Source organism: Sphingomonas yabuuchiae (assembly GCF_001477495.1).
Lineage (GTDB): Bacteria > Pseudomonadota > Alphaproteobacteria > Sphingomonadales > Sphingomonadaceae > Sphingomonas > Sphingomonas yabuuchiae_A.
Window position 1 is genome coordinate 57,804 of sequence record NZ_LDTF01000029.1, and the last position, 19,717, is coordinate 77,520.

The following is a 19,717-nucleotide window of genomic DNA, read 5'->3' on the forward strand; positions in this document are numbered from 1 at the left end:
CGGTTCGCTGGCCAAAAATTCCCTCCGTCCCGGTCACCGTCGAATGCGACCGTCATCAACTCTCATGGTCCGAGAATCCGGCCTATATCGTCTACATATCGGGCGGCAATATGATTAACGTCAGAATGACAGTGATTTAATCAATCAGAATGTGGACGATGTCGGGCGCTACCATCGCCACCGCCCGAGCCTCGTCCGGACTCGTTCCGGCCTTTCGGGCCGGGTCGGCGAGCACGATACGCCACCGTCCGGCATGGTGGCTGGCCGAGACGATATTGTCGGCGCCGCCCATCGCCCGGACCAGCGTATCCGGCAGACTGATCTGCGCGGTAGCGGCTGCTTCCCGGACCGGCGCGGCCGTCACCGGAGCCGCCGCGCGGAGGGTGGCGGCGATCGGCCCGGACTCGACGGCGGCACGCATTTCCATCGCCACCGCGTCGGCGATCGGACCCAGCACGACCTGAACGCCGCTGGGCGAAGGACGCAGGATACCCCGCGCGCCGAGCCGCTTGAGCGCGGGTTCGTCGACCTGGGCGGGATCGACCACGATCAGGCGCAGGCGGGTGGTGCAGGCCGCGATCTCGCTGAGGTTGGTGCTGCCGCCCATCGCCGCGACAAAGGAAGCCCCGCGCCCGCCGGCGATCTCGGTGGCCTCGCCCTCCGCCGCCGCCTCGACCTCACGGCCCGGCGTCTGCAGGTTCCAACGGCGGATCGCGAAGCGGAACACGGCGTAATAGATCAGCGCATAGACCGCGCCGATCGGCAACAGCATCAGCGGCTTGGTCGCCTTGCCGAAATTGATGACGTAATCGAACAGACCGGCCGAGAAGGTATAGCCCAGCCGCACGCCCAGCGCGTTCATCAACGCTTCCGACAGGCCGGTCAGGACCGCGTGGAAGGCATAGAGGACCGGCGCGAGGAACATGAAGCTGAACTCGATCGGCTCGGTCACGCCGGTCAGGAACGACATCAGCGCCAGGCTGAACAGCATGCCCCCAACCGCCTTTTTCCGTTCGGGGAGGGCTTCATGATACATGGCCAGACAGGCGGCGGGCAGGCCGAACATCATGACGGGGAAGAAGCCGCTCATGAACGCGCCAGCCGTCGGATCGCCCGCGAAGAAGCGGGTCAGGTCGCCGGTCTTGCCCTGATAATCGCCGACCACGAAATAGGCGACGGTGTTCAGGATGTGATGCAGGCCGGTCACGACCAGCAGGCGGTTGAGCACGCCAAAGGCGAACAGCCCCAGCCCGCCCGCCTGGACGATGCCCTGGCTCATGGCGTCGATGCCCGCATTGACCGGGCCGAAGGCCACGCCCAGCAGCGCCGCGAGACCCAGGCCAGCAATGCCCGAGATGATCGGCACGAAGCGACGGCCGCCGAAAAAGGCCAGATATTCGGGCATCTTGATGGTGGCGAAGCGGTTATAGAAATTGCCGCCGATGAGCCCCGCGACGATGCCGACCGGCACGTCGAACCGGTGGACCGACTTGGTCCGCCACGCCGCCTCTACGGTCGCGGCGATATCCTTGGCCAATCCGGCTCCCGTCCCGGCGGGCGGCACGATCAGCGTCTCTGCGCCCTTGATGGTGACGAGGTAGCAGGTGACGCCCGCCAGCGCCGCCGCGCCATTGCCGTCGCGGGCAAAGGCGGTGGCGACGCCGACCGCGAACAACAGGCCAAGATTGTCGAAGATCGCATTGCCCGCATTCGCCATGAAGGCGATGTTGAGCAGGTCGGGCTGGCCCAGCCGGAGCAACAGGCCCGCGACCGGCAGCACCGCGATGGGCAGCATGAGCGCCCGCCCGAGCGATTGGATGGTGGCCATGGGCGAGCTCATGCGCCGATCTCCTGAAGCATGTTCGTGATGTGCGCGCGGACCGCCGCCGCCGAGGGGAGCGCCAGCGCGGCAATCGCGGCGGCACGGCATTTTACCATGTCGAGCTTGCCGACCAGCGCCTTGATCGCCGCGACCCGTGCCGGGGGCACCGACAATTCGGTGACGCCGAGACCCAATAGGATCGGAACCGCCAGACGGTCAGCGGCCAGCGAGCCGCATACGCCGACCGGCGTGTCATGCTTGGCCGCGCCGTCGCAGGTCGTGCCGATCAGCCGCAGCACGGCCGGATGGAGCCCGTCGACGCCCGCCGCCACCGCCGCGTTGCCGCGATCCATGGCAAGCGTATATTGGGTCAGGTCGTTCGTACCGATCGAGAAGAAGTCCGCCTTACGCGCGAGAATATCAGCGGAAATTGCGGCGGCTGGAGTTTCGATCATGACACCGACCTCGGCCTTTCCGCCCTGCCGCTCGACGACGGCGCGAACCGCCTCCAGCTCGGACAGGCTGGCGATCATCGGCGCCATGATCCGGCACGGCTGGCGCACCGCCAGGATCGCGCCGACCTGATCTTCCAGCAGTTGCGGATCGGCGAGCGACACGCGGATGCCGCGCAGGCCCAGCGCCGGATTCTCCTCGACGGGCAGGTCCATATAGGGCGCAGGCTTGTCACCGCCCACGTCAAGCAGGCGGACGATCATCGGCCGGTCACCCAGCGCATCGGCGATCGCCTGATAGTCGCGGGCCTGTTCGTCGCGGGTCGGCGCGGTCGCGCGCTCCAGGAACAGGAATTCGGTGCGCAACAGGCCGCAGCCCTCGGCACCCTCGGCCACCGCCGCCTCAGCATCGGCGACCGAGCCGAGATTGGCGAACATCTCGATCCGGGTGCCGTCCGCCATGCGGCAGGGCCCTTGCGCGACGCGCGCGGCCTGCATCTCGGCCTTGCGGCGGGCGATGGTGTCGCGCACCTGATCTTGGGCCTCGGCATCGGGTTCGGGATCGATCAGGCCGCGATCGGCATCGAGCACGATGACCCGGCCATCCTCCAACGCGGCCAGCGGCTCACCGAAAGCCACCGCCATGGGCAGCCCCATGCCCGCCGCCAGGATCGCGGCGTGCGAGGTTGGCCCGCCCTTGACCAGCGCGATGCCCGCCACGACGGCGGCGTCGAGTGCCGCGACCTGGCTGGGCAGCAGATCCTCGGCGACCAGGATCGCACCGCTCGGCACGCTCGGCCCTTCGATCGGCAGGCCCGCAAGAGCGGCGAGCACATGGCGTTCCAGATCGCGCAGATCGTCGGCGCGCTCGGCGATGCGGCGGTCGCCGCTCGACAGCAGGACGGCGACCTGTTCGGTGATCGCTTCCTGCCACGCCACGCCCGCGCTCATGCCCCGGCCGATCGCGGCCAAAGCGGCGTCGGTCAGCGTCGGATCGGCCAGCATCGCGCCATGCGCGGCCATCACCCCGCCGCGTGCGCCACCGGCGGCGGCGGCCCGCGCCAGCCCCTCGCGCACGGTGTCGAGCGCTTCGTTCAGTCGGGTGCGCTCTTCCTCCTCCGTACCCGCCTGCGTCTCGACCGGAATGGCGGCACGGGTCAGCCGGTGGATCGGCCCGACCGCGAGCCCCGGCGCGGCGGGCACACCGCCCAGCCCCGGCCCCTCGCCGCGTACAGGCTCGGGCACATCGACCGGCGTTTCCTCCGGCGTGGCGTCGTTCAGGAAAGCGATGACCTCGGCCAGGGCAGCGGCGGCCTGCGCCCCGCTCGCCTGGATCCGGACAGTCGTGCCATGGCCCAGACCCAGCCCGAGCAGACCGACTGCGCTCAGCGCCGAGGCATGGCGGTCGCCGTGATACAGGGTGACGCGCGCATCATGCTTGCGGACTGCCTCGACCAGCCGGGCGGCGGGACGGGCGTGCAGGCCGTGCGACAGCGCGACGACCGTTTCCTCGATCAGCATCACGCCATCGGTGTCGGCTTCGGCGGCCTCGACGCCCAGCGGCACGACGCGCAGCAGCGGATCGCCGACCACAACCAGCCCCTTGGCGATGGGCTCGACGGCATAGCGGGTGGCATCGGCGACGATGATCGGCGTGACGACGGCGGGGGCGTTCTGGACCAGATAATCGAGGTTGAAGCGGATCAGCGGCTGACCCGCCAACACCTTCGCGCCCGCCTTCACCTGCGGGGTCAGCCCCTTGCCGCCCAGCGACACCGTGTCGATGCCGATATGGCAGATCAGTTCATAGCCGTCGGTGCTGCGCAGCGTGACCGCATGGCCAGCCTCATGCACGGTCAGCACGGTCGCGTCGCAGGGGGCGCAAAGCGCGTCGTTGACCGGATCGATCGCAACACCGTCGCCCAGCATCTTTTCGGCAAAGACCGGGTCCGGCACCTGGGGGAGCGGCGTCACCCAGCCGGCCAGCGGGGCATAAACGGTCAGGTCACTCATCGCACGTCACTTTCGCCAAACTGCATTCCTTCCCCGTGAGCGTCCCTACGCGCGCCTTCAGCGCGAGCGGATCGTCACCCGGCCCAGCAGGCCGCTATCGATATTGCCCATCCCCGCGACGATCAGCGCGATGGTCCGCTTGCCCGCACCCGAAGGCAGGGTGGCCGTCATCGGGCCGGGCTTGGGATCGCGTTTCTCCGCGACCAGCTGCCCATCGACCCACAGGCTCGCCATGCCGCCGACCGAGGCCAGCCGCAGTTCGCCGCCCCGTGCCGCGACCGCCCGCCGGGGCGTGACGACCGCGCGATAGACGCGCCAGCCCGCTGCCTCCGCCGGGGTGGGAGTCCCGGCCTGGACGAAGGCCCAGCCATTATTGTCGCTGGCGGCGGGCGCGAGATCGGGCGACGGCCTGGTCGGAAGCAGCGGCGAGCGCCGCCATTCGCGCACGTCCATGTCGCCGTTCATCACCGCGACCTGCGCACGCGGCGTCACGCCCAGCCGGTCGAGCTTCAGCGTCGCGGACTTCAGCCCGTCCGCCGTCGCACGAATGGTGATCCGCCCGCGCCCGATATCGGGCCGCACGATCATCTGCGCGAGGCCATTGAAAAGCGATCGCTGGTTGCCTTTTTCAGGCTCATGGCTGTTGGGATCGCCATTGCCGACCCCGATGATCGCGCCGCCCTCGATGGCGAAGCGGGTCATCAGATTGGCGGTCGGGACGTGGCGCCCCTTCGCATCCACGGCATCGATCGTGATCGCCTGCGCGTCCTCGGTATCGCCCGCCATCACGGTCCGCGCCGGGGTCAGCCGAAGGGCGACCGGCACTCCGACCGTCTCATGCGCGGCGCGCGCGACTTCGCGACCGCCGCGATAGGCGATCGCCTCGATCCGGCCCGGCGCGTACGGCACGGTCCACTCATTGCCCATCAGCCGGTCGACCGCCGCCTCGCCCACCGTCTTGCCGTTCAGCCGCAGGACGACACGCTCGGCATTGGACAGGACCATGACCTTGGTCGGCTTGCCTTCGCGCCCCGGCCAGCTCCAGTGCGGCGCGATGGCGACCACCGGCTGGTCATCGACCCAGGCGGCGCGGTGGATGTCGAAGGCGGTCTTGGGAAAGCCGCACAAATCCATGATCCCGAAGAAGCTGGCGATGGTCGGCCATTCATAGGGCGTCGGCTCGCCATGATAGTCGAAGCCGGTCCACACGAAGCCGCCCGCCACAAAGGCCCGCTCGGCAATCTTCTTCCACGCACCACGATGCGTGTCGCCCCAGCTCGCCGCCTCGACGTCATAGCTCGACGCGATGTGGCGGGCCGGATCGCTCTCGAACGCACCGCGCGTCATGAAGGCGCTGGTGTCCTCGGAGCTCGTCATCGGCTTGGCCGGGTTCAGCTGATGGTAGCGGTCGTAGTCGCCCTGATAATAATTGAACCCGGTAACATCGACGACCTGCGCGACGTTGATCGGATTGAAGAAGGCCCCGTTCATCGCCGCCGTCACCGGACGGCTGTCGTCCAGCGCCCGGACCCAATGCGCCATGCGCTTGACCATCTCGACGCCCGCGGGCGTGCCCTGCATCGGTTCCTCGTTGAAGACCGACCACAGGATGACGCTCGGGTGGTTGCGGTCGCGCCGGACCAGCCATTCCAGCTGCGCACGATATTCGGGCGCCGGATTGAACTGCCGATTCTCGTTCATCACGAGGAAGCCGAGCCGGTCGCACCAGTCGAGCAGTTCGGGCGTCGGCGCATTGTGGCTGGAGCGGATGGCGTTGCAGCCCATCGCCTTCAGCCGCTCGAGCCGCCAGCCGAGCAGCGCATCGGGGATCGCGGTGCCGACGCCCGCATGATCCTGATGCAGGCAGACGCCCTTCAGCTTGACGGGGCGGTCGTTGAGGAAAAAGCCGTTGGCCGCGTCGAAGCGCAGCGTGCGGAATCCGATCGGCACCCGCCGCTCGTCCGCCACCTTGCCATCGCGCAGCAGCCGCACGTCGAGCGTGTAGAGGGTCGGGCGCTCGACCGACCAGAGCATGGGGTCGGCGACCGGCAGGTCCAGCACCGCCTTGCCCTCGTCCAGCGCGGGGACCGTCGTTTGCGCCTGTCCCTGCGCGACCATTTTGCCCTGCGGATCGAGCAGGCGCGCTTCGACCGTGACCGGGCTGTCGGTGTCGACGATGCTGGTCAGAGTCGCGGTGACGGGGACGTGCCAGCCGTCCGCCCGCTTGCGCGGATCGCCATGCACGCCATCGGCCACGATCGACACCGGCGCATAATCGCCCAGCCAGACATGGCGATAGAGCCCGGCGCCTTCGTACCACCAGCCCTCCATCGCCTCGGCATCCACGCGCACCGCGACGACATTGGCCTCGTCCCCGAACCGCGCGAATGGGGTCAGGTCGATGCGGACGGCATTATAGCCCGAGAAATTGTGCGAAACGACGCTGCCATTGACCCAGATGGTGGCGAAGGTCGCGATGCCGCCGAATTCCAGCTCAATCCGCCGTCCGCGCAAAGCGGGGTCGAGGCGAAAGCTACGCCGATACCAGCCGATGCCGCGCGGGCGATAGCCTTGCGCGACATTGGCGGTCTTCACGAAGGGCTGGAACGAAGCCCAGTCATGCGGCAGGTCAACCGCCTGCCAGTCGCTGTCGTCATAATCGACCGCCGCCGCGCCGCGCGCATTCCCGGCCTTGACCGACAGGTACGTGGCATTGTGCGTGTCGAGCGGCGCAGGCTCGACATCGCCTTCGTGGAACAGCCAGCCGCGATCCATCAGGACGCGGGCGGCATCCTGCACGGGCAGCGCGGGCGGAAGCTGGTCGACGGGCTCGGGCATGGGTAACGCGCCCGCGCCGTCCGCCGGGCGGCGGCTGGCGGCGAAGGCCGGGACCGACGCAATGCCGCCCGCCAGCCCCACCACCGCGCTGCCCAGCAGAAGGTCGCGGCGCGCGACCGTCATGCCGCGACCGGCTCCGCCGAAGCGACGCGCGTCTCGACAGGCTTCAGCGCGGCGTCGAGCACCACCCAGTCGGCGCGCAGCCCTTGCGCCAGCGCCCCGCGCTCATGCGACAGGCCCAGGAAGGCCGCCGGATGCGTCGCCGCCATGGCCGCCGCCTGATCGACGGTGATGCGCAGCTGCTCGACCGCATTGGCGACCGCCGACCCCATATCGAGGTCCGAGCCCGCTAGCGTGCCGTCGGTATAGGTGCACTTGCCGCCCGAGACGTCGATATGACGGCCGTGCAGGACGAAGTCCTTCTCCACCGCGCCGACCGACGACATGGCATCGGTGACGAGCATCAGCTTGTCGAACGGCCGCGCCTTCATCGCCAGCCGGAGCATCGGCGCGGAGACGTGGAAGCCGTCGATGATCAGCCCGGCATAGGGCCGCGGATCGTCGAGCGTCGCGCCCGCCAGACCCGGCACCCGCTGCTGCATCGCGGGCATCGCATTATAGAGATGCGTGATGCCCGACAGGCCGACATCGAACGCGGCCATCGCCTGTTCGTAGCTCGCTTCGCTATGCCCGGCGCTGACCAGCACGCCCGCCGCGACCAGGCGCTTGATCGTCTCGACCGGCACCCGCTCGGGCGCGACGGTCAGCATGACTTTGCCCTTGCGCGGGCGGGTCAGCACGGCGATCATTTCCTCGTCCAGATCGCGGAAGCGCGTCGGATCGTGGATGCCCTTGCGCGCCGGGTTCAGCACCGGCCCCTCGACATGGATGCCGACGATGCCGGGCACCCTCGCCTCAATCGCCTCGTCGATCGCGTCGAGCGCGCGGGCGATCTTATCGGGGGTCTCGCTGACCAGGGTCGGCAGCATCGCGGTGGTGCCATAGACGGCATGCGCCGCCGCCATGGTCGCGATGCCGTCCACGTCCAGCCGATCGTTGAACAGCACGCCACCGCCGCCATTGACCTGCGTGTCGATATAGCCGGGCACGACCCAGCCGCCGTTCAGGTCGATCGTGTCAGTGGAGCCATCCACGGCGCCGATCGATGCGATACGGTCGCCCTCGACAGTGATTTCCGCGCCCGGCAGGACGCCGCCCTGGGTCGCGACATGGCCGTTGACGAAACGGAAACGGGTCATAGCGTGCGGGTCACTTTCTGCAGGTGCGGCGGCGAGTCGGGGTCCATGCCACGGGCGAGTGCCAGCGCCTCGACCATGCGGTAGAAGCTGGCGAGCATCGAAATCGGCTCAAGCGCGGGATGGCCCGCGACCATCGGCAGGCTACCCGCCTGCCCCGCGACGAACGGCTTGGCGCCGCGCGCCTCGAACTGGTCGGCGACCGCCTTCACATCCTCGCCCGCCACGTCGGAGGTGGCGAAACCCAGTACCGAATAGCCGGGCTCGACGATCCGCATCGGACCGTGACGCACCTCGGCGGCGCTGAACGGCTCTGCCTGGATCGAGCAGGTTTCCTTCAGCTTCAGTGCCGCTTCCTGCGCCACGCCGTAGCCGTAGCCGCGACCCAGTACGAACATCTGGCTGACTTCGCGCAGGCCCTCCACGGCCGACGACCAGTCGAGGCCCAGCGCCTGTTCGACCTGACCGGGCAGGTCATTGAGGGCGGCCTCCAGCGTCTCGTCGCCTGCCCAGGCGGCGGCGAGCTGCGCCAGCCCCGCCAGCGCGGTCAGGCAAGACTTGGTGGCGGCGACGGCCTTTTCGGGACCGGCCGACAGCGGCAGGAAGGTATCCGCGCCGGTCGCCAGCGGCGACTCCTCATCGTTGACGAGCGCCACGATATGCGCACCGCCCGCGCGATACGCCTCGACCGTCGCCAGCAGGTCCGGGCTACGCCCCGACTGGGAGATGGCGATAACCAGCGCACCCTGGACCTTCATCGGCGTTTCGAAGATCGACGCCACCGAAGGCGCGGCCGACGAGACCGGCACGCCGGTCTTGGTCTCCAGGATATATTTGCCGTAGGTCGCGGCATGATCCGACGAGCCACGGGCGATGGTGACGATCACCGGCGGCGGGGCGGCACGCAGCCGCTCGGCCAGCGCCCGGACGGTCGGCGCATTGCGCGCGAGCAGCCGGGCGATCGCTTCCGGCGCCTCCCCCGCTTCCGCTCCCATCAGGGTGCTGGTCCCCGCACTACCGGCGGTCATCACATCAGACATCGGTTAACTCCGCGACGAAATCATAGGCATCGCCGCGATAGAAGGACTGGGTATATTCCACCGCCCGTCCATCGCGTAGAAATCCGCGCCGTTCGATCAACAGGCCCGCATGGCCCGGATCGACATCCAACATCTTGGCATGATCGGGCCCGAACGGCACCGCGCGCAACCGCTGCAGCGCGCGCACCGGCCGGTTGCCGGTCCGCTCCAGCGCAGCATAGAGCGACCGGTCGACCGCCTCGATCGAGGGCAGCGCAAAGCCCGCGATGGTCGACACCTCGATCGCCATCGGCACCTCATCGGCATAGCGTACGCGCTGGAAACGATAGACCGGCGCACCCGGCGACAGGCCCAGCGACATCGCCTCTTCCGGCGTCACCGTGCCAGGGGCACGGCTGACCCACTGGCTGCTCGGCGTGCGGCCGCGCGCGATCATGTCCTCGGAGAAGGAGGACAGCTTGGAGAAGCTCTTCTCCACACGCCCCGCGACGAAGGTCCCCGCACCGCGACGGCGCGTCAGCAACCCTTCCTCGACCAGACCACCGATCGCCTTGCGCACCGTGATCCGCGACACGTCATATTCGATTGCCAGATCGCGCTCGGCGGGGATCGCGTCATCCTCGGCCAGGACATTGTTCGTGATCGCATCGCGCAGCAGCTGCTGGAGCTGGAGGTATAACGGCGCGGGGTTCCCCTTTCGGAAGGAGCCGACCTGCGCCGAGAATGTCATGGCCGCGCCATCCCCCTTTGCCCGGGCGTCGCTCATGCCACGCCCCGCTTCGACAACGGGCTTATCCCAGCCAAACCAAGTGAGCAATAGGTATTATATTTGGCATACATTGGCTTTTATCCTTCCCCTATTTTCTGCCGTATCGCCGCGATGCGATCGGCGCTCGTCCGACGCCTGGGCCCTATCGCAAAGCCCATGTCGAGCACGCGCGAATCCCCCCAATCCTCCCGCACACTCGCCGAAGCATGAATCGCATCGACCCCGGTCCGGGCGATCAGCGCCCTGACATTCTCCGCCGAGACGCCCGATCCCGCGATGATCGACAGCCGCCCATCCGCAGCCTCGACCATCTTCGCAATGACGTCGGCGCCCCGTTCGGCCGTCGCCGCCCCGCCCGAGGTCAGAATATGGTCATAGCCCAGCTCCGCCGCCTGCCCGACCGCCTCGACCGGGTCCGCCACCAGATCGATCGCCCGGTGCAACACGATAGCCACCCCGGCCGACGCCTCCCGCCAGCGCGCCAGCGCCTCCAGGTCGAGCCGCTGGTCGTCTGCCATCGCCCCGACGACGACGCCCGCGACACCCATCGCCACCATGTGGCGAATTTCTTTCAATACCAGTCTCATATCGGCACGGTCATAACGGAAGTCGCCATCGCGCGGCCGCGCCATCGCATGCACCGGAACGCCGGATTCCACCGCATGAGCCACCAGCGCCGCCGAGGGGGTCAACCCGCCCAGGCCCAGCGCGCCGCAAAGCTCGATCCGGTCCGCCCCCGCGGCCACGACCGCCGCCACACCCTCCGCGTCATCGACGCAGATCTCCAGCAGCGGCACTCCGGCGCGGACTGGTGACATGACCATCTTGAACTCCCCCCCGGTCCATTCGCCTCGCGCACCCGGACCACCGCCGCGCGAACCTTTCACAGATGCGTCATTTAAGCAGCACGCCGGACAATGCGCCAGCCCAATGGTCTCATGACGAGAACGTCACATTTTTTCCGTTTACGGACCAATGTCAGTTTGGTTACAAGTTGGTAGTTTCGGCCTGCGCATCGCGATCAACGTCAAGCGCGAGGCCAACGCCATCGCCGACGTCATCACCGCCGAGGACATGGGCTAGGTGGGTAGTCCCGAGGAGTGGCGGTACGGATCGATTTTGGATCGGCTCGGGTTTCCTGTCCAGGTGCGTGCGACATATTCCTAGGGTGTGATGCCGTGGCGCGTCTTCAACCGGCGGGCATGGTTGTAAGCCTCGATAAATAGCTCAAGGTGCTGTTGAAGCTGGTCATGGCTGTCGTATTGATAGCGTTTGACCATCGCGTCCTTGATTGTCCGGTTCATTCGTTCGATCCCGGCCTTCGCCGGGGCAGACTCTGGCTGTTGGTCCAGGGGTGGTTCGGCTTGGTAAGCCGGCGCTCGATCCCATGCCGCCAGCAGGCGCGATTGAAGGGGTGACCGCGCAGGCGTGCCGTGGGTCCGTCCCGGTTCTTCGGCAGGTGTGCGAACTGGATGCCGTTGTCGGTCAGCATGGTGTGTATGTCATAGGGCACCGCCTCGACCAGCTCGTCGAGGAAGGCGACGGCACTGGTAACGTTGGCCTTGTCTCGGAGCCTGGCAAAAGCAATCTTTAATGTCCGGTCGATCGCGACGAAGAAGTAGAGCTTGCCTTCCCCGGTGCGGACCTCGGCAATGTCGACGTGGAAGTAGCCGATCGCCTATGACTTGAATTTCTGGCTGGCTGGCTTGTCACCGTCCACCTCGGGCAACCGGCCGATTCCAAGCCGCTGCAGGCAGCGGTCTAGCGCGGAACGGGTTAAATGTGGGATCGTCGGCTGGAGGCCGTAGAGGCAGTCCCCGCCTACGCGGGAGCAGGCTAGCGGCAGCAGCGTGTGACGCCGGAACGCCACAATCATCGCTTCCTCGTCCAACGTTGGCACGGTGGAATGATTGGCCTCCGGCCCCATTGGGGCATCGCTGACGCTCGCCCGCTTGCGCCACTTCTGGACGGTGGTCGGGCTGATGCCGTGTCGTCGGGCCAGCGCCCTTACGCTCTCTTTGCTCCGCTGTATCGCCAGCCCGCCCCGGCGAAGGCCGGGGGACTGCCTCAGTCGTGCGGGCGCTCCCGTGTAGAACCTGCCCCATTGCTCCTCCCGCCATGCGCAATGGTCAAACGTACCATCACACCGTGGGATCAGACATCTAAGCCCCTTTCTGCATCCGCTCCCGCAGGCGGGAGGGGACCGAGGGGAGGTATTGAAGTCTCACAGAGCCTGTCGCCTGTGGCCTTGCCCTCCCCCATCCCGGTTTCAGGTAATCGATGCCCCGCATCTTTTAGGTCATGCCGGGGGCAAGACCGACCTGAAACTCGCTTGCGAGAGGGGCGTGAAAGAAAACAAGCCGTCGGTCCTTCGGGATCGGCGGGTTTTTCTTATGCGGTGACTTCCCCGAGTCATGAAACTGCTGCGCGCCTGTCACCGATCTGCGACGCGGGCGTAACAGATGACGCCTATGACATACGGAACGCCAAGCGTGGGGTTCCGACGATGCCGATGACCAGCATTCCGATCGATGGCTCGCTGCACGAAGACGCCGCCATCCTCGACTTCATCCCCCGCGCGCCGGTGACGCCCGAGCCCGAGGGCCATGAGCGCCGCCGTTACCGCACCATCTGGATCTCGGACGTGCATCTCGGCACGCGCGGCTGCAATGCCGAGATGCTGATCGACTTTCTGGACCATGTCGACAGCGAGATCATGTATCTGGTCGGCGACATGATCGACGGCTGGCGGCTGAAGAAGAAATTCTATTGGCCCGCCGCGCACAACGACGTGGTCTGGCGGCTGCTGAAGCGCGCCAAGCGCGGCACCCGCGTCGTCTATATCCCCGGCAATCACGACGAGATTTTCCGCCAGTTCACCGGCATGGATTTCGGCGGCATCGCCATCTGTCGCAAGGCGATCCACGAGACGGCGGACGGCCGCCGCCTGCTGATCCTGCACGGCGACGAGTTCGACGCGATCACGCTGGCGCATCGCTGGCTCGCCCATGTCGGCGACTTCGCCTACACCGCGCTGATGGAGGTGAACCGCTGGGTGAACATCGTCCGGCGGTGGATGAAGCGCCCTTACTGGTCGCTGTCCAAGCACGCCAAGGCCAAGGTGAAGAACGCCGTCGCCTTCATCTCGCATTTCGAGGAAGTTGTCGCCCATGCCGCAGGCGCACGCGGCGTCGACGGGGTGGTATGCGGCCATATCCACACGGCGGAAATCCGCGACATCAACGGCGTCACCTATTATAATGATGGCGACTGGGTGGAAGGCTGCACCGCGCTGGTCGAGCATTTCGACGGCACGATGGAGATCCTGCACTGGGGCGACGAGATGGAGGCCCGGCGGACCAAGCCGACCGTCGCCGCCATCGCTGCCTGATCGGAAAGGACAAGGCCGGATGCGGATCGCGATCGTCACCGACGCCTGGGCGCCCCAGGTCAATGGCGTGGTCCGCACCCTGCAATCGGTCACGGCCGAACTCCGCGCGATGGGCCATGAGGTCAACGTGGTTTCCCCCGACCTTTTCGCCTCGGTCCCCTGCCCTACCTACCCCGAAATCCGGCTGGCGCTGCCCGCCCCCGGCGCGGTCGGGCGGGCGCTTGGCGGCTTTCGACCCGATGCCGTGCACATCGCGACGGAAGGACCGCTGGGGCTGCTCGCACGACGCTGGTGCCTGTCGCACGGACTGCCCTTCACCACCGCCTATCATACGCAATTCCCCGAATATGTCGCGGCACGGGTGAAGGCGGTCAGCCCGGAATTGGTCTGGCGCTATGTCCGCTGGTTCCATACGCCGTCGACCGCGATCCTGGCCTCGACGCCCAGTGTAGCCGCGACGCTGGCCGCGCATGGCTTGCCGCAGAACCGGCATTGGGGACGCGGCGTCGACACCACGTTGTTCCGCGCCGAAGGGCGGCGTGACGCGATGGTTGCGCGACTGCCCGGCCCGGTGCAGCTCTATGCAGGCCGCGTCGCGGTGGAGAAGAACATCGCGGCGTTTCTCGAAACACGGACACCGGGCACCAAGGTCGTGGTCGGCGACGGCCCCGCCCGTGCGGCGCTGGCCGAGCAATATCCCGAGGTGCGCTTCCTGGGCGCCAAGTTCGGCGAGGATCTGGCCGCCGTCTATCGTACGGCGGACGTCTTCGTCTTCCCCAGCCGGACCGACACGTTCGGGCTGGTGATGATAGAGGCCCTGGCTTGCGGAACACCGGTTGCCGCCCTGCCGGTCCAGGGGCCGCTAGATGTGCTCAGCCCAGCGGTCGGGGTGATGAACGAGGCGCTGAACCGGGCCATCGCGGGTGCGCTGACGCTTGATCGCACGACCTGCGCGGCCTTTGGCCAGGGCTTCTCGTGGCGCGCCAGTGCCGAACAGTTCCTGGCCGCTTTGGCGCCGATCCATCGTGACTTGAAGGTTGCCGCTTAAGCCTGATGACAAGACCTTGAACCGACACAAGTCCCCCCTTCATGGGATCGTGGCGAGAGTCAGGCATAAAAGCCAGGGCGGCGGCCCACCGTTGACCCGCTGGCAGTGGAGGCACAACTGCCTCATTGCCCTGCGCCGGGCCGCCATCGACAGTGCGTTCGCGACGCTGCATTGCTGGACGGGACTGACCTGCGTCCGCTGTCGCGGCCTGGCGCGCAATAGCCGCCACCGGCTGCTGGCAAGATGACCCGATCATTCCAGCCTGTCTGAGACCCGTCCGTTACCAGCACCGTTCCACCCTGCCAGACGCCGAGAAGCAGGATCGGGGGCCGTCTTGGGTCCTGGCAAAAAGAGCTCACTCCCCCGCCTTCACCGGATAACCTCGGGGTGCTTCGCAACGGTCCCCTACGATGGGGACGAAATTTGGCGTGTTGCCAAGTCGATCGATTTTAGAATCGCGATGAACGCCTCGGCATCCAAACTCTGGCGACCGACCAGAAAACCGTCGACCCCGCCATCGACGAACAGCGCCGCACCGTTATCGGGCGTCACCGAGCCGCCATACACGATGCGCACCCCCGAAACCGTATCGCGGATCAGCCCGGCCATGGCCGCGACCTCCGCCGGATCGGGCGTACGGTCACCGCCGATCGCCCAGACGGGTTCATAGGCGATGGCGATCCCCTGCCCGCCCATCCCCGCAAGCGAACGCGTCAGTTGCTGCCGGACCACCTCCGCCGATCGACCGGCGGCATGATCCTCCGCCGTCTCGCCGACGCACAGCATCACATCCAGCCCCGCCGCCCGCGCCGCCCGCAACTTGGCCGCGATCAACACATCATTCTCGTGATGGTCGTGCCGCCGCTCGCTATGGCCCAGCAGGACCAGCGACGCGCCCGCCTCGCGCAGCATCGCGGCGGAAATGTCGCCGGTATGCGCGCCGTTCGGCTCGGCATGGCAATCCTGCCCCCCGATGGCGAGGCCCAGGCAAACGCGCCCCGCCCGCTCGATCAGCGTCGCAGGCAAGCACAGCGCGACATCGACGGCGGGATGCCGCCGCGCCGCCTCACCGATCGCGATGACGGTCGGCAAATCGCCGCCATCGCCATGCATCTTCCAGTTACCGACCAGCAGCGGCCGCTTCGCCATCGTCACGCGCCCGGCTTGGCCAACGTCCGGGCCACCGCGTCGCGCCACCCGGTGACCAGCGGCGCGCGGGCGTCCTCGGCCATGGAAGGCTCGAAACATTCCTCCCGCGACCAGAGCTTCTCCAGCGCATCGAGGCCCGACCACACCCCCGTCGCCAGCCCGGCATGGAAGGCCGCGCCGCGCGCCGTCGTCTCCAAGTCGGCGGGCCGCTCGACCGGCGTCCGGATCATATTGGCAAGGAAGCGGCACAGCCAGTCATTCGCCGCCATGCCGCCATCGACGCGCAGGATGGCGGGGCCTTCGCCTGCATCGGCTTTCATCGCCTCGGCCAGGTCCATCGTCTGATAGGCGACCGACTCCAGCGCCGCGCGCGCCAGATGCGCCGCACTGGCGCCCAGCGTCAGACCATAAATGGCGCCGCGCGCATCCGGCTCCCAATAGGGCGCGCCCATGCCGACAAAGGCGGGGACCATATAGACGCCGTGGCTATCGGGCACCTGCGTAGCCAGATCGTCGGTCTGGCTGGCATGGGTAATGACGCCCAGCCCGTCGCGCAGCCACTTCACCGCCGCCCCCGCGACGAAGATCGATCCCTCCAGCGCATAGGTCGTCCGGCCGTTCAGCCGGTAGGCGGGTGTGGTCAGCAGCCGGTGCTTCGACGCGACCGCCGTATCGCCGGTGTTGAGCAGCATGAAGCAGCCGGTGCCATAGGTCGACTTGGCCATGCCGTGGCGGAAACAGGCCTGCCCGAACAAGGCCGCCTGCTGGTCGCCCGCCATGCCTGCGATTGGAATTGCCGCACCGAGCAGATCGGGGGCGGTGGTGCCGAAGACATGCGCATTGTCGTGCACCTCTGGCAGCATCGCCATCGGCACGCGCAGCAGACGGCACAATTCCTCGTCCCACATGCCCCGATGAATGTCGAACAGCATCGTGCGGCTGGCATTGGTGATATCGGTCGCGTGGACCGCCCCGCCGGTCAGCCGCCAGAGCAGGAAGCTGTCAATCGTGCCGAACGCCAATTCGCCGCGTTCCGCCCGTGCCCGGGCGCCCTCGACATGGTCGAGCAGCCAGGCGAGCTTGGTCGCCGAAAAATAGGGGTCGATCAGCAATCCGGTCCGCTCGCGCACCAGATCCTCGGCACCATCGGCCTTCAGCGTCTGGCACAGGTCGGTGCCGCGCCGGTCCTGCCAGACGATGGCGCGGTGGATCGGCTCGCCTGTGGCGCGGTCCCAGACGACCGCCGTCTCGCGCTGGTTGGTGATGCCGATCGCGGCGATCTGCGCCGGGGCGACGCCGCTTTCGTCGATCGCCTTGCGCGCGGTGGCGAGCGCATCGCGCCAGATATCCTCCGGGTCATGCTCGACCCAGCCGAGCGCGGGGTAGTGCTGCGCGAACTCGGCCTGTGCAATGGCGACCCGGCGGGCCTGCCCGTCGAACACGATGCTGCGCGTCGAGGTCGTGCCCTGATCGATCACCAGAATGTGCGACGCCATCGCTCACCCCTCTCCCTGTTTTCGTTTTGAAACGTCACACGCTTTCATATGAACGTCAATGCTTTCGTTTTCGGTCCGGATGGTATAGCAAGGACGGCGCTCAAGAACAGGGACAAGCGGCATGACGGACCATGCGATGGAGAGGATCGACCTGCTGATCGTCGGCGGCGGGATCAATGGTGCGGGGATCGCGCGCGACGCCGCCGGGCGCGGCCTGTCGGTGCTGCTGGTCGAGCAGGACGATCTGGCGAGCCACACCTCCTCATCCTCGACCAAGCTGATCCATGGCGGTCTGCGCTATCTGGAATATGGCGAGTTCCGGCTGGTGCGAGAGGCGCTGATCGAGCGCGAGCGGCTGTTGAACATGGCGCCGCACATCATCTGGCCGCTGTCCTTCGTCCTGCCCCAGACCCAGTCGCCGCGGCCCGCCTGGATGGTGCGGTTGGGCCTGTTCCTCTATGACCATTTGGGCGGTCGCGAGAAGTTGCCGGGCACGCGCACGGTCTCGCTGGAGCGTTCGGCGCTCGGCGACGGGCTTTCGCCGCGAAAGGGCAAGGCTTTCGTTTATTCGGACTGCTGGGTCGAGGACAGCCGCCTCGTCGTGCTCAACGCGATCGACGCGGCGGAGCGGGGCGCGACGATCGCGACGCGCACGAGGCTGATCGATGCACAGCGCGAGGGCGATGGCTGGGTCGCGACGATCGAGGCGGCGGGCCGGACGCGCACCGTCCGCGCCCGCGCACTGGTGAATGCGGCGGGCCCCTGGGTCGCCGACGTCATCGGCCGTACCCATGGGGCGCGGCGCGATCGCGGGGTCCGGCTGGTCAAGGGCAGCCATATCGTCGTGCCGCGCCTCTATGAGGGCGACCATGCCTTCATGCTCCAGAATGACGACCGGCGGATCGTCTTCGCCATTCCCTATGAGGGCAAGTTCACGCTGGTCGGCACCACCGACGAACCCTGGACCGACGCGCCCGCCAAGGCGCAGATCGGTGCGGCGGAAACCAGCTATCTGCTCGACACGGTGAACCGTTATTTCGCGCGGAAGACCGGGGAGGCCGATATCGTGTGGAGCTATGCCGGTATCCGGCCGCTCTATGACGATCACTCGGCCAATGCCTCGGCGGTGACGCGCGACTATGTGCTCGACCTCGATACGGGCGCGGACGGCGAGGAGCGCGCGCCGATGCTCAACATCTTCGGCGGCAAGATCACCACCTATCGCAAGCTCGCCGAACACGCGATGCGCGAACTGGCGCGGTTCTTCCCTGCCGCCGGGGAGGCGTGGACAGCCGGAGCGGCGCTGCCCGGCGGGGATATCGCCGACGCCGATTTCGAGGCGTTCCTGCGCGAATTGGCCACACGCCAACCTGATCTGCCCCCCGCCCTGCTCCGCCGTCTGGCCCGCGCCTATGGCACGCGCGTCGATGCGGTGATCGGGCTAGGCGATCTTGGCCCCGATCTGGGCGGCGGGCTGCATACCGCCGAGGTCGATTATCTGGTGAAGACCGAATGGGCGCGCACGGTGGAGGACATCCTCTATCGCCGCAGCAAGCTGGGCCTGCACGTACCCTCCGGAACGCCCGAGCGGCTGGCCGCCTATCTCGCTGAGCAGGGCATCGCGTGAAGCCTCCCGCCCCCGGATCGGCGGAGATCGTCGCGGCGCGTCATGCCGCGATCCTCGACGTGGCGCGGCGGACGGGCAGCGTCGGCGTGGACGAACTGGCCGAAAAGCTGGGCGTGACGCCGCAGACGATCCGCAAGGACCTCAACATTTTGGCGGGCCAGTCGATGCTGGCGCGGGTCCATGGCGGCGCGGTCGTGACCTCGGGCACCGACAATCTCGCCTATGCCGAACGGCGCAGCGTCGCGGCCCCCGCCAAGGCTGCGATCGGATCGGCGGCCGCGGCGCTGGTGCCCAACGGGGCCAGCCTGTTCATCAATATCGGCTCGACCACCGAGGCGATCGCCCGCGCCCTGGTCGATCACCGCGACCTGATGGTCATCACCAACAACCTCAACGTCGTCGACATATTGGGTGGCCGTCCCTCGATCGAGGTCATCGCCGCGGGAGGCCGTGTCCGCGCCAGCGACCGGGCGGTGGTGGGCGCTCTGGCGATGGACTTCATCCGGGGGTTCAAGGTCGACATGGCGCTGATCGGCGCATCGGCCATCGATCCGGACGGCAGCTTCCTCGACTTCGACGTGGACGAGGTGCGGGTGTCGCAGACCATCATCGCCCAGGCGCGGCAGGTGCTGCTGGCCCTTGACGGGTCCAAGCTGGAACGCGCAGCACCCGTGCGGGTCGGCGACATGCGCGATGTCGATTTCCTCGTGACCGACACCGCGGATGCCCGGTTGGCGGAGGCCGCGCGCATCGCCGGGACGGTCGTCGTCGAGACCGACCGCGGTAAAATGTCGCAATTGGCCTGACACAATTTGG

At 67.5% G+C, this 19,717-nt stretch carries 13 protein-coding genes and 1 pseudogene; 4 read left to right on the forward strand and 10 right to left on the reverse strand.

Going from position 1 to position 19,717, the window contains the following annotated elements:
* Positions 1 to 136: 136 nt before the first annotated feature.
* The 8 genes and pseudogenes from nagE to NS355_RS18180 all read right to left on the reverse strand — a co-directional run bounded on the left by nagE (position 137) and on the right by NS355_RS18180 (position 12,295).
* Positions 137 to 1,840 carry an N-acetylglucosamine-specific PTS transporter subunit IIBC gene (gene nagE / locus NS355_RS07385; protein ID WP_209445035.1) on the reverse strand — a complete coding sequence of 568 codons (1,704 nt, stop codon included), beginning with the start codon at positions 1,838 to 1,840 and terminating at the stop codon, positions 137 to 139.
* On the reverse strand, positions 1,837 to 4,287 hold the full coding sequence (gene ptsP / locus NS355_RS07390) for a phosphoenolpyruvate--protein phosphotransferase (protein WP_058745105.1): 2,451 nt from the start codon (positions 4,285 to 4,287) through the stop codon (positions 1,837 to 1,839). Before ptsP ends, nagE begins: the two co-directional genes overlap by 4 nt.
* A gap of 57 nt (positions 4,288 to 4,344) precedes the next feature.
* Positions 4,345 to 7,248, reverse strand: a complete 2,904-nt coding sequence (gene galA, locus NS355_RS07395; protein ID WP_058745106.1) for a beta-galactosidase GalA — start codon at positions 7,246 to 7,248, stop codon at positions 4,345 to 4,347.
* A complete protein-coding gene (gene nagA / locus NS355_RS07400) occupies positions 7,245 to 8,384 on the reverse strand; it encodes an N-acetylglucosamine-6-phosphate deacetylase (protein ID WP_058745107.1) in 1,140 nt (379 codons plus the stop codon). Before nagA ends, galA begins: the two co-directional genes overlap by 4 nt.
* Positions 8,381 to 9,421, reverse strand: a complete 1,041-nt coding sequence (locus NS355_RS07405) for an SIS domain-containing protein (protein ID WP_058745108.1) — start codon at positions 9,419 to 9,421, stop codon at positions 8,381 to 8,383. The genes nagA and NS355_RS07405 overlap by 4 nt, the downstream gene beginning before the upstream one ends.
* Positions 9,414 to 10,151, reverse strand: a complete 738-nt coding sequence (locus NS355_RS07410) for a GntR family transcriptional regulator (RefSeq protein ID WP_058745138.1) — start codon at positions 10,149 to 10,151, stop codon at positions 9,414 to 9,416. Before NS355_RS07410 ends, NS355_RS07405 begins: the two co-directional genes overlap by 8 nt.
* 116 nt (positions 10,152 to 10,267) lie before the next feature.
* The gene (locus NS355_RS07415; protein ID WP_153008105.1) at positions 10,268 to 11,014 is read right to left on the reverse strand and encodes a copper homeostasis protein CutC; all 747 of its coding nucleotides are present in this window, start codon (positions 11,012 to 11,014) and stop codon (positions 10,268 to 10,270) included.
* A 255-nt stretch (positions 11,015 to 11,269) separates the two neighbouring features.
* A pseudogene (locus tag NS355_RS18180) lies at positions 11,270 to 12,295 on the reverse strand (DDE-type integrase/transposase/recombinase).
* Between the two features lie 401 nt (positions 12,296 to 12,696).
* Between NS355_RS18180 and NS355_RS07425 the strand changes: the two are divergent.
* Together NS355_RS07425 and NS355_RS07430 are read left to right on the forward strand one after the other, a co-directional pair.
* Positions 12,697 to 13,581, forward strand: a complete 885-nt coding sequence (locus NS355_RS07425; RefSeq protein WP_153008106.1) for a UDP-2,3-diacylglucosamine diphosphatase — start codon at positions 12,697 to 12,699, stop codon at positions 13,579 to 13,581.
* Positions 13,582 to 13,600: 19 nt separating this feature from the next.
* A complete protein-coding gene (locus NS355_RS07430) occupies positions 13,601 to 14,629 on the forward strand; it encodes a glycosyltransferase family 4 protein (RefSeq protein WP_058745109.1) in 1,029 nt (342 codons plus the stop codon).
* A gap of 405 nt (positions 14,630 to 15,034) precedes the next feature.
* Here the strand turns inward: NS355_RS07430 and tpiA are convergent, their stop codons facing one another.
* Complete coding sequence (gene tpiA / locus NS355_RS07435) at positions 15,035 to 15,778, reverse strand: triose-phosphate isomerase (RefSeq protein WP_058745110.1); 744 nt, start codon at positions 15,776 to 15,778, stop codon at positions 15,035 to 15,037.
* 2 nt (positions 15,779 to 15,780) lie between these two features.
* A complete protein-coding gene (glpK, locus tag NS355_RS07440) occupies positions 15,781 to 17,274 on the reverse strand; it encodes a glycerol kinase GlpK (protein ID WP_058745111.1) in 1,494 nt (497 codons plus the stop codon).
* A 121-nt stretch (positions 17,275 to 17,395) separates the two neighbouring features.
* Between glpK and NS355_RS07445 the strand changes: the two genes are divergently transcribed.
* Together NS355_RS07445 and NS355_RS07450 are read left to right on the forward strand one after the other, a co-directional pair.
* Positions 17,396 to 18,901, forward strand: a complete 1,506-nt coding sequence (locus NS355_RS07445) for a glycerol-3-phosphate dehydrogenase (RefSeq protein ID WP_058745112.1) — start codon at positions 17,396 to 17,398, stop codon at positions 18,899 to 18,901.
* Entirely contained in the window at positions 18,898 to 19,707 is an 810-nt protein-coding gene (locus NS355_RS07450; protein WP_058745113.1) for a DeoR/GlpR family DNA-binding transcription regulator, read from the forward strand. The genes NS355_RS07445 and NS355_RS07450 overlap by 4 nt, the downstream gene beginning before the upstream one ends.
* Positions 19,708 to 19,717: the final 10 nt, after the last annotated feature.

What these genes read in the sequence shown, in the direction of transcription:
- nagE (WP_209445035.1), bottom strand. Translation starts at nt 1,840, where the DNA reads ATGAGCTCGCCCATGGCCACCATCCAATCGCTCGGGCGGGCGCTCATG.
- ptsP (WP_058745105.1), bottom strand. Translation starts at nt 4,287, where the DNA reads ATGAGTGACCTGACCGTTTATGCCCCGCTGGCCGGCTGGGTGACGCCG.
- galA (WP_058745106.1), bottom strand. Translation starts at nt 7,248, where the DNA reads ATGACGGTCGCGCGCCGCGACCTTCTGCTGGGCAGCGCGGTGGTGGGG.
- nagA (WP_058745107.1), bottom strand. Translation starts at nt 8,384, where the DNA reads ATGACCCGTTTCCGTTTCGTCAACGGCCATGTCGCGACCCAGGGCGGC.
- NS355_RS07405 (WP_058745108.1), bottom strand. Translation starts at nt 9,421, where the DNA reads ATGTCTGATGTGATGACCGCCGGTAGTGCGGGGACCAGCACCCTGATG.
- NS355_RS07410 (WP_058745138.1), bottom strand. Translation starts at nt 10,151, where the DNA reads ATGACATTCTCGGCGCAGGTCGGCTCCTTCCGAAAGGGGAACCCCGCG.
- NS355_RS07415 (WP_153008105.1), bottom strand. Translation starts at nt 11,014, where the DNA reads ATGGTCATGTCACCAGTCCGCGCCGGAGTGCCGCTGCTGGAGATCTGC.
- NS355_RS07425 (WP_153008106.1), top strand. Translation starts at nt 12,697, where the DNA reads ATGCCGATGACCAGCATTCCGATCGATGGCTCGCTGCACGAAGACGCC.
- NS355_RS07430 (WP_058745109.1), top strand. Translation starts at nt 13,601, where the DNA reads ATGCGGATCGCGATCGTCACCGACGCCTGGGCGCCCCAGGTCAATGGC.
- tpiA (WP_058745110.1), bottom strand. Translation starts at nt 15,778, where the DNA reads ATGGCGAAGCGGCCGCTGCTGGTCGGTAACTGGAAGATGCATGGCGAT.
- glpK (WP_058745111.1), bottom strand. Translation starts at nt 17,274, where the DNA reads ATGGCGTCGCACATTCTGGTGATCGATCAGGGCACGACCTCGACGCGC.
- NS355_RS07445 (WP_058745112.1), top strand. Translation starts at nt 17,396, where the DNA reads ATGACGGACCATGCGATGGAGAGGATCGACCTGCTGATCGTCGGCGGC.